At 57.5% G+C, this 8,753-nt stretch carries 10 protein-coding genes; 7 read left to right on the forward strand and 3 right to left on the reverse strand.

The window, feature by feature from the left end; all coding sequences use genetic code 11:
* The 4 genes from VG146_20340 (at position 1) to VG146_20355 (ending at position 3,567) form a co-directional block, all read left to right on the forward strand.
* The gene (locus tag VG146_20340) at positions 1 to 693 is read left to right on the forward strand and encodes an energy transducer TonB (GenBank protein ID HEV2394708.1); all 693 of its coding nucleotides are present in this window, start codon (positions 1 to 3) and stop codon (positions 691 to 693) included.
* Complete coding sequence (locus VG146_20345) at positions 690 to 1,100, forward strand: biopolymer transporter ExbD (protein HEV2394709.1); 411 nt, start codon at positions 690 to 692, stop codon at positions 1,098 to 1,100. Before VG146_20340 ends, VG146_20345 begins: the two co-directional genes overlap by 4 nt.
* Before the next feature lie 101 nt (positions 1,101 to 1,201).
* The gene (locus tag VG146_20350) at positions 1,202 to 1,828 is read left to right on the forward strand and encodes a dual specificity protein phosphatase family protein (GenBank protein ID HEV2394710.1); all 627 of its coding nucleotides are present in this window, start codon (positions 1,202 to 1,204) and stop codon (positions 1,826 to 1,828) included.
* Positions 1,829 to 2,034: 206 nt separating this feature from the next.
* Entirely contained in the window at positions 2,035 to 3,567 is a 1,533-nt protein-coding gene (locus tag VG146_20355; protein ID HEV2394711.1) for a CRTAC1 family protein, read from the forward strand.
* Positions 3,568 to 3,599: 32 nt separating this feature from the next.
* Here VG146_20355 and VG146_20360 read toward each other — a convergent pair whose 3' ends face one another.
* Entirely contained in the window at positions 3,600 to 5,219 is a 1,620-nt protein-coding gene (locus VG146_20360) for a PQQ-dependent sugar dehydrogenase (protein ID HEV2394712.1), read from the reverse strand.
* 52 nt (positions 5,220 to 5,271) lie between these two features.
* Here VG146_20360 and VG146_20365 point away from each other — a divergent pair, with 52 nt between their 5' ends.
* Both VG146_20365 and VG146_20370 read left to right on the forward strand, forming a co-directional pair.
* Positions 5,272 to 5,898 carry a DUF3365 domain-containing protein gene (locus VG146_20365; protein ID HEV2394713.1) on the forward strand — a complete coding sequence of 209 codons (627 nt, stop codon included), beginning with the start codon at positions 5,272 to 5,274 and terminating at the stop codon, positions 5,896 to 5,898.
* A gap of 140 nt (positions 5,899 to 6,038) precedes the next feature.
* The gene (locus VG146_20370; GenBank protein ID HEV2394714.1) at positions 6,039 to 6,518 is read left to right on the forward strand and encodes a hypothetical protein; all 480 of its coding nucleotides are present in this window, start codon (positions 6,039 to 6,041) and stop codon (positions 6,516 to 6,518) included.
* Between the two features lie 55 nt (positions 6,519 to 6,573).
* On the opposite strand, the gene VG146_20375 is transcribed toward VG146_20370, so the two are convergent.
* Positions 6,574 to 6,759: a DUF3008 family protein gene (locus VG146_20375; GenBank protein ID HEV2394715.1), complete on the reverse strand. Its 186-nt coding sequence runs from the start codon at positions 6,757 to 6,759 to the stop codon at positions 6,574 to 6,576.
* A gap of 51 nt (positions 6,760 to 6,810) precedes the next feature.
* Positions 6,811 to 8,007 carry an aminotransferase class V-fold PLP-dependent enzyme gene (locus VG146_20380; protein ID HEV2394716.1) on the reverse strand — a complete coding sequence of 399 codons (1,197 nt, stop codon included), beginning with the start codon at positions 8,005 to 8,007 and terminating at the stop codon, positions 6,811 to 6,813.
* An 88-nt stretch (positions 8,008 to 8,095) separates the two neighbouring features.
* Here VG146_20380 and VG146_20385 point away from each other — a divergent pair, with 88 nt between their 5' ends.
* A complete protein-coding gene (locus VG146_20385) occupies positions 8,096 to 8,557 on the forward strand; it encodes an Rrf2 family transcriptional regulator (protein ID HEV2394717.1) in 462 nt (153 codons plus the stop codon).
* Positions 8,558 to 8,753 lie beyond the last annotated feature (196 nt).

The raw sequence follows: 8,753 nt of genomic DNA on the forward strand, positions 1-8,753 counted from the left end.
ATGGAATCACGCAGAAAACGGAACTCTTCAAAAGTCAATCTAACGATCTCGGCTGTGTTTCACGCGTTGGTGATTGCTGGGTTGATGTACTTTGCTGCCCGCCAGGGAATGCTTGGCAAGAAGCTCAAGGAAATTACCGCCACCATCGAGCCCAAAGAGAAGAAACCCGAGCCTCCAAAGGAGAAAAGGCTGGAACCGAAGGTCGAGCCGGTCAAACCGGCCGAACTGCCGAAACTCGCGGCAACCGCTCCGCCGCCACGGGTTGACTCCTCTGCCACCCCGCCTCCAGCCGCTGAGACGGCCCCTGCGGTCGCTCCCGCGCCCGTCAGCATCCCTGCATTTGAATTTGGCGACGGCGCCAAGGAGGTGCAAAGTACCAGCGACCCCAACACCGTGTACAAATCTCTGGTCGAGCATGCGCTGCGGTCGCATTGGAACCGGCCTGAGGATATCGACGACAGCGCCTGTGTTGCAGAAGTCGAGATGCGCGTTGATGCCGATGGCAACGTCTCGGAGTCACGCTGGGTGAAGGGCTCGGGAAACACCCGCTGGGATAAGTCAGTCAAGCAAGCCATCGTTGCCACTCCGCTCATCAGCCGCCCGCCGCCCAAGGGATTTCCCTCGGGCTTTATCGTGCGCTTTGATGTCGAGAGCATGCGCACTGAAGAAGTGCTGAACGTGAGCAGCCGGTGAAGAAGTTTTCCAAAGGCCATCACGGCTCGCTCAACGAGCTGAACATCACGCCACTGCTTGACCTGGCTTTCGTTCTGCTGGTGATTTTTATTATCACCACCCCGCAGTTATCGAACGATCTCGAAATGAACCTGCCGTCGCCCAAGAAGACCAAAGCGCCCTCGCCGCCGCCCAAGATCAATCATATCGTGGTTGAAACCTCCGGACGCATCCTGTTTAACGATCGCCCCTTCGAGTTGGCGGCCCTTAAGCAAACGCTGGTGGATATGGCCAAGGAGAAGCCGGATACCAGCGTCGTTGTTCGCGGCGCCGCTGAGGTCGATTACCAGAAGGTCATCAGCGTTTTGGATGTTCTTCAACAGGCGGATATTACCAATATCGGCCTGGCGACCGAAACGGCACAGTGAGGGCATTGACTATCGAGCGTTGCCTGCCAGTGGCGGCCAGTCCATCCAGCCCAATGGGAAACTTGCAATTCGGATTCGCCAAGCTTAGAGTAGCGCCCAACATGGCTTTCCGCACACAGAGGTTCTGGCGTGCCTCGTTGTACGTGGCGCCCTTGATGCTCGCCATTTTTGCGGGCGTTTATTCGGCCCATCCTCGCGGGCTTCCGGCGCAAGAGGGGATTGGCAATTTCGGCAGAGTCAGCGCTGTGCTTTACCGAGGGGCGCAGCCCGATGCTATCGGCTTGCAGAGTCTCGATCAGCTCGGGATCAAGAGCGTCATTAACTTGCGCATGGCGGATGATGTCTGGGCCGGGGAAGAGAGCGAGGCGCGAGCGCACGGGATTCTTTACACCAATGTCCCGATGCATGGAATGGGCCGGCCAGCCGAGCAGCAGGTGCGGCTTATTCTCGAGCTGATTGACACGCTTCCAGGCCCTGTGTTTATCCACTGCCAGCACGGCTGTGATCGGACCGGCACGGTCGTCGCCTGCTACCGCATCCTTCATGATAAATGGTCCAATGCCGCCGCTTTGCAGGAGGCCCGCCGTTATGGCATGTCGCCCCTGGAACGCGGGATGCGCCGTTGTGTCCTTGCGTTTGGAACTGGCAAGGTTCAGCACAAGGGCGTCAAGGTGGCATCCGATAGAGCCCCCCAACCAGCGCTGCCGGCAAAGGCAGGGGGCGTGTGAAGAAGCGATTGAAAACGCAGATTTGGCATTCTTGAGTTGTTGGGCTGGGTCCTCATGCCGTGCATCCGCCTCCCCCTTACTGCTCCTTTGCCTGCCTGAGCTTGCTGCTCCTGATGGGGTGCAACAAGCCAGCGAGAGAGAACTCTGGATTGGCTCCCCCCGTCACTCGCCCAATTCCTGCCGGACGTGAGGATATATTCGAGGATGTGACCGCCAAGGCAGGCATCCGCTTCGTGCATCAGTTCTGTGATACGCAGATTGCCAATATCATCGAATCCAATGGCGCCGGCGGGGCCTGGTTGGACTACGACGGCGATGGGTGGATGGACCTTTACCTGGTCAACTCCGGCCCACTGGCGGGTGTAACTCATGAGAGGGCCGGCACTCCCCGCCAACCCAACCGGCTCTTCCGCAATCGCGGCGACGGCTCTTTTGAAGATGTGACGCAGAAGGCCGGCGTCGGGGGAGCGGGTTACGCCACGGCAGCGGTGGCAGCGGATTATGATAACGACGGACATACCGATTTGTTCGTGCTCGGGGTAGGCCGTTGCATTCTGTACCACAACCGCGGCGACGGCACCTTCGAGGATGTGACCGAAAAGGCGGGTGTAGCCAACCTCGGGGGCACAGCAGTGGGCGCAGTTTTTGTGGATGTGGATAACGATGGGTACCTGGACTTGTTCGTAGCCAATTATCTCCAATTCGACCCGGGTATCCGGGTGTCCGAAGGCTACCCTGGGCCGCTTTCCTACAAACCGCAGTTTAATAAACTCTACCGCAATCGCGGGGACGGCACCTTCGAGGATGTGAGCCAATCTTCCGGGATTCAAATGCGGAATCATCGGGCGATGTCCGTTGCGGTGTTGGACTATAATTACGACGGCGCGCCGGACCTTTATCTGTCGAACGACGGCACGCCCAATGTGTTGTTGGCCAACGACGGGCATGGGCATTTTCATGACGTCGCTCCCCAAGCAGGAGTCGCCTTCAATGCAATGGGCGAAGCCGCTGGTTCGATGGCCGCGTGCATCGGTGACTGTAATGGAGACGGTTTCCAGGACATATTCGTGACCCGGCTGGGATACGGTTCGTTGTACCTGGGCTCAGGCAACGGGGCATACGAGGACAACATGGGGGCGTCGGGGCTCGGAGCGCTCACGACGCATTCTGTCGGTTGGGGCGGATGCTTTCTTGATTTCAACAACGATGGAGCCCTGGATTTATTCGTTGCCAACGGCGATGCGGAGGAGTTGAACGGTTCAGAGAGTTCACTCTTCGAGAACCGAGGCAAAGGCATGTACGTGGATGCGAGCAGCAAAGGCGGGACTTGGTTCAAGGCTAAAGTGCGCGGGCGGGGCAGCGCGGCGGCCGACTACGACAATGACGGGCGGATGGATATCGTGGTAACGGCGCTGGGCGATCGGCCCTTCCTGTTGCACAACCGAGACCACTCCGCCAACCACTGGCTTACACTCGATTTGCAGGGTACCCGCAGCAACCGCGACGGCTTTGGCGCCGTGGTAAGGGTTACTGCGGGGACAAAGACGTGGGTGACCCAGGCGCGCTGTGATTTCGGTTTCTTGATGCAAAGCGATCGGCGTCTGCATTTCGGGTTGGGCAAAGCCGCCACCGTTGATCAAATCCAAATAGAATGGCCCAGCAAACAGGTCCAGGACTTGACCAATATCAGGGCCGATCAGATTCTAAGAATACGCGAGCCGGGGCATGCTCGGCCTTAAGCGGGAACGATGGACGGCCCCCTCTGAGCCTTCTACGGCAGTTTCACTCTGTAAAATCGGATGGGATAATTGCCGGCTCCAGAGTCAAGGAATTGGAAGGGAGAATTAGTGGCTGGGACGCTTGCCAGAAACGACCAGTTAAGCAAATCGGTCGAGGCATCGATCTCATATTGCTGAATCGCTGTTCCGCTGATGCTGAAGCTAAAACCGCCAGCCCCCTGCCATGCCGGTTGTGACAGGGTGATCGGTGGCGGCGCGGGCGGGAAAGTGATCTCCCAGATTCCCTCGTTGCCTCCATATTCGATCACATAGATTTTGTTGCCCAGGATGGCCGCGTCGCTTGGATTGGCAAATCCACCTACAATCCGTGTGATGCGCGCCTGGTAGTTGGTATCGCCAAGTTTGGTTAACCCCAAGTCCACCATGTCCTGGCTTGGGTCCATGAACGGCCCTGCCAAGGTGTCGCCTGTCGGGTCGCCCGGGGTCCAACTCAGCATAAAGCCGTGTCCCTGGAATGGGGGTGCCATCGCGCCGGCAGTGTCGAACACCAGCCCGAGAGGAGAACGATGAGCGGTGAGGGTGCTCAGGGTTTGCCCGAGTTGACTGGCGATATGAACCAAGCCATTGGTCGGATCACGATAGCTGCACGCGTCAGGCCCAAGATTGATGACCGGTTCGGCGAACCCGCCCGGTGGGGGAGGGGGAAAGGTGGGATCATTATGGTAGTAGCCCGAAGAGACCGCGATGAAGCGCTTGTCGAGCAGAAGGTCGTTTGTAGGGTTGTAGTCGGGGAACTGCTGTGGGTTGTCCGCACCGCCCAGCCGCCAGGGAAAGCCGTACTGCAGGCCTTGCCTGATCCAGTTTAATTCGTCCGACATGTCGCGATCCGGTCCGTTATCAACCGCGAACAAATCGCCGTTCGGGGCGAACGCGAGTGAAAAAGCATTGCGAGTGCCTTCAGCAAAGACATACCCCCCTTGACGCAGAGCAGAGAGATCGTTAGTCAAAAACAGGTTCGAGGCATCAAGGGGAAGCCGGAGGATTTTGGCCGTCAGTCCCGTATCGCGCAGATTGGGATAGAGGCCGCCGGTGGATTGCACCTCGCCGTGATCGGTTCTGGAACCACTATTGAGGAAAAGGAAATGTCCATCAGGACTGATGACCAGACCGCTGCAAAGGTGATCGAACGCCGTCCGGCTTAGCGGGTAGGGTTGGGTCTGCGCGAGCAGAGACCAGCTCCGCACGCCGTTGGCCCCAGGAACACCTTTCATGATTCGGACCCAATTGCTGTTGCCCTGATTGGTGAACGTGTTGCCAACAATGTAAATGGTGCCATCAGCGCCAATCGTCATCCCCTCGACATTGCTGGCAAGGCCATGATTAGCCGCGGAATATACCCGCTGGCTGGTCGAGCCCGAACCGGAGGCTAAAGAGACCTGGAAAATGTCCCCGTTGAGCTTGAGATAGTACAACTGCCCGGTGCGTGGGTCTTTGGCGATGCGCACCGAGTTGGCGACGCTGTTGATCGTGTTAAGAACCAGCCGGATTTGGAGGTTTGTATTAATCGCAAAAGGGGTCCCTGGCGCGCGGTTCGGGCAACACAGTGTGCAAACACAAAAAGCGAGCCAGGCGGATATCAAGCGGGGCTGCATGGTCAAAACTTAACATATTCATCGCCATTGACGAATGGATTATTCTGCGTGGATGAAGAGTGCCTCCACACAATGGAATAGCGCGACCTCCATTCTCCGGTTTGCGGGTCTCGTGCTCTGCTGCAGCGCACTGGCAGCATGTGGTCCGAAGCAGGATAGAGCCCCCAACAAACCTGCTGCTTCCAGTGTGACCTTCCAGCCCCGGGAGATGGCCGATGCGCTTCACGCGGTCGTTGCAGCGGACCGGGAGGTTTATGCTCGCTTGGTTGTGCAACGACTGCATGACGAGAAAACTCTGGAAGCAGCTCCGGATTGGCATGAAGCCAACGCGCTGCCGCTACCGTCCCAAATGCTGCGACTAGGCTCTGAAGTGGTCCAGCAACAGGGGGCCGAGTTTCATTATGTGCTGCGTTCCTTGTGGGCTATCAATCCTAAAGGCGTCCCCGAAACAGATACGGAACGGGCCGGGTTGCGTTCTGTTTTGGAACATCCCGATAGAAACTTTTACGCGGAGGAATCGCTCGGTGGCAGACGCTATTTAACCGCTGTGTACCCCGATATGGCCGTGGTGCCGGCCTGTGCAGATTGCCATAATCGCCAGGCCAGAAGCCCCAAAAGGGACTTTAAACAAGGCGATGTCATGGGCGGCCTGATTGTTCGCGTTCCACTGCAATTTTAGAACTTGCTTCTGGAGCGGATTAAGTTAATAAATAGTTAGTTCCATAGCCAGTAATTTGGGCCTCCATCCTGCTGTTGGCGCCCAAAGGGCGGCTATCCGAGAACAGGCTTTAAAGAATCAAACTGGCTGCTGATGAGCTTATGAAAACCTGCAGTTGTCTCTACCGGCTGATGAGCAATTGGCGTGGCTGGTCAGGCCTGATTATGGTCACCTGCCTTTTCCACGCCCACGCGCAGCAATATTCGATTGATTGGTACAAGATTTCAGGCGGCGGCGGCGCCAGCAGCAACGGACAGTACGTGGTCAGCGGCACGATTGGCCAGCACGACGCCGGCGGACCGATGACCGGCGGCAATTACTCGCTCACGGGCGGATTCTGGAGCCTGGTTGCGGCCGTGCAAACGCCCGGCGCGCCGCTCTTAGGCATTTATCACACAGATACCAACACCGTCGTGGTTTATTGGCCCGCAGCGGCCAGCAGTTTCACCCTCCAGCAGAGCGCCAGTTTGAGTTCGCCCGGCTGGGGAAACGTGACCGCAACTCAAAACCTGGTGGGCACCAATATCGAGGTCATCGTCTCTCCGCCGGTCGGCACGGAATTTTATCGGCTGCAACAATAGAACATGGTTTGTCGCAGGGTGGATACACGAAGCCTTTTTGGAGCTTCTTGTGCTTTTAGCGCCGCTTCTTGGCGGGCAACTTCTTGCGCTTGGTTTTTGCAAAGTCCCTGAGCTGACTGCGGCTCATTGAATTGAACATGCTCTTCGAAGCGCCACGAAGAGAGGATTTGCTGCGCCGTCCGCGTTTTGCCGCCAAAGCGGATCCGGCGGCCATTTGCTGTTTTTTTGATTTTGCAGGCATACAGTGAGTCAGCCATTGTTGAAATGCCCCCGCCAGGGGGTGTTTCCCGCCTTAAAGCAATGAAAGGGCCTGCCCAAGGTATTCGTATTCAGGGATCGAGTTATAGATTTGCGCCGAGATTCGAAAGTAACGCCGCTCGGGCGCACCCAACCGCACCAAAGGCACCTCGATCCCGAACCTATCGTAAAGAGCCACTTGCTCGCGGTCTATTTTGCCCTTTCGGGCACGGCCCTGGAACCGTTCCGGGAGAGGCAAAGTCGCCAGCGCCCCCAACATTGACTCCGGACAAGGCGGCTCGATTTGAAGCAGGTCGCAAAGCAGGCGCCGGGCCTGAATCGCCAGCGCTCTGTTGCGCCTTCGCAGTGCGGTCCAACCGCCGGGCAACAAGCTTCCCATCCATTCAACTGCCGCTCCGGCACAAAACCAGGCAGTTGGGTCACAGGTGCCTGCCCAATCAAATCGATCCTGAAACGGGCTGTAGCCATGTCGTGGGGTGTTGTTCCCGTGGCTGATCACCGCCGGTTGCAGGAACTCTTGCTTGTCTTCGCGAGCCCAGAGAAACGCAGCGCCCTTGGGAGCGCAGACCCATTTGTGAAGATTGCCGGTGCAAAAAGCGGGGCGCAGACGGCTCAGGTTCATCGGGACCATACCTGGGGCGTGGGCTGCATCAAGCAGGCTGTCCACTCCACGCGCATCCAGCGCGTGGACCAGGTCCTCGACGGGAAATACCATTCCTGAATTGCTGGTGACATAATCAATAAGGGCCAGGCGCGTGCGTGGCGTAACCGCCCGCAGCACCGCCTCGACCACCTGCTCGGGACACTCGAGCGGAAACGGAACATGGGCGAGCCTCAAGCGAGCTGCGGAGCGGCGGGCGGCTTCTGCCAGTACATTGTGGCAGGCATTGTAATCATGGTTGGTGGTGAGCAATTCATCACCGTGCGAAAGCCTCAGCGAACGGACAACCGCATTGACTCCGCTCGTCGCGTTGGAAACGAAAACCATGTCCTGACGGCGAGCGCCAACAAATTTTGCCACTGTTCTGCGTGAAGGTTCCAAACGTTCCTCATAATGCCGCCAGAGAAATTGCACCGGTTCGGCTTCCATCTGCCGCCGCAGTTCAGATTGCAGGTCCAGAATGGGTTTGGGGCAGGCCCCGAACGAGCCGTGGTTAAGGAAGACGCTGTTGGGCGCAAGGACCCAGTGGCGCCGGTATTTCGAATGCCTCGGCGGTGTGCTCCGCTTCATTTTTCGGGCAAAGTTTAGGGCCTGGGGAGCACAGAGCAAGAAAAGGCCATTCTTGACCTTTGTGGTGTGGATTTTAAAATCGGTTCTCATGAAGCTCTCGTTGCGAGGTGAATACGCTCTGCGCGCCCTGCTGGTACTCGGGCTCGAGTACGGCCAGGAGGTCGTTCGGGTACAAACCATCGCCGAGCACCAGAATATACCCAAACGCTTTCTCGAACAGATTCTAAACGACTTGAAGTCCGCCGGCATCGTTCAAAGCAAGCGCGGTGTGGCCGGAGGCTACCGCCTGGCAAAGCCGCCCGAGACGATCACCCTGGCCGCCGTTGTGCGCCATATTGAAGGTGCTCTGGCTCCAGTCAGTTGCGTTAGCGAGCGCTTTTACGAAAAGTGTTCATGCCCTGACGAATCGCGCTGCGCTATCCGTAGCGTTATGGGAGAAATCCGTGAGGCGATAGTCAAAACAGCCGAACGCGTGACGATTGCCGACTTGTGCGACCGCTCGCGCGCGCTGCAGAAAACGCTGTTGGGCCCTCCGGACTTTATGATTTAACAGAAGCGCGCTCATCCAACCCAATCTGAGCTTGCACCTGTCTTCCGCTTCTGTTCTTTCAAGTTCCTGCGAATTAGGGGTTTATCGTCCAGCCGGTTCTGGACCGAAGAAGTTTTTTTGGTGGGCATAAAAAAGAAAAGAATTCTTCAGAAATCTGTTGACCGCCGATTCTCCGGTAGCTAAGTTGTTGGTGTTG

The organism is Verrucomicrobiia bacterium (genome assembly GCA_035946615.1).
Lineage (GTDB): Bacteria > Verrucomicrobiota > Verrucomicrobiia > Limisphaerales > UBA8199 > DASYZB01.

Excerpts from the sequence above, each read along its gene's own strand:
- VG146_20340 (HEV2394708.1), top strand. The coding sequence starts at position 1 with ATGGAATCACGCAGAAAACGGAACTCTTCAAAAGTCAATCTAACGATC.
- VG146_20350 (HEV2394710.1), top strand. The coding sequence starts at position 1,202 with ATGGCTTTCCGCACACAGAGGTTCTGGCGTGCCTCGTTGTACGTGGCG.
- VG146_20365 (HEV2394713.1), top strand. The coding sequence starts at position 5,272 with ATGAAGAGTGCCTCCACACAATGGAATAGCGCGACCTCCATTCTCCGG.
- VG146_20380 (HEV2394716.1), bottom strand. The coding sequence starts at position 8,007 with ATGAAGCGGAGCACACCGCCGAGGCATTCGAAATACCGGCGCCACTGG.
- VG146_20370 (HEV2394714.1), top strand. The coding sequence starts at position 6,039 with ATGAAAACCTGCAGTTGTCTCTACCGGCTGATGAGCAATTGGCGTGGC.
- VG146_20385 (HEV2394717.1), top strand. The coding sequence starts at position 8,096 with ATGAAGCTCTCGTTGCGAGGTGAATACGCTCTGCGCGCCCTGCTGGTA.
- VG146_20375 (HEV2394715.1), bottom strand. The coding sequence starts at position 6,759 with ATGCCTGCAAAATCAAAAAAACAGCAAATGGCCGCCGGATCCGCTTTG.
- VG146_20360 (HEV2394712.1), bottom strand. The coding sequence starts at position 5,219 with ATGCAGCCCCGCTTGATATCCGCCTGGCTCGCTTTTTGTGTTTGCACA.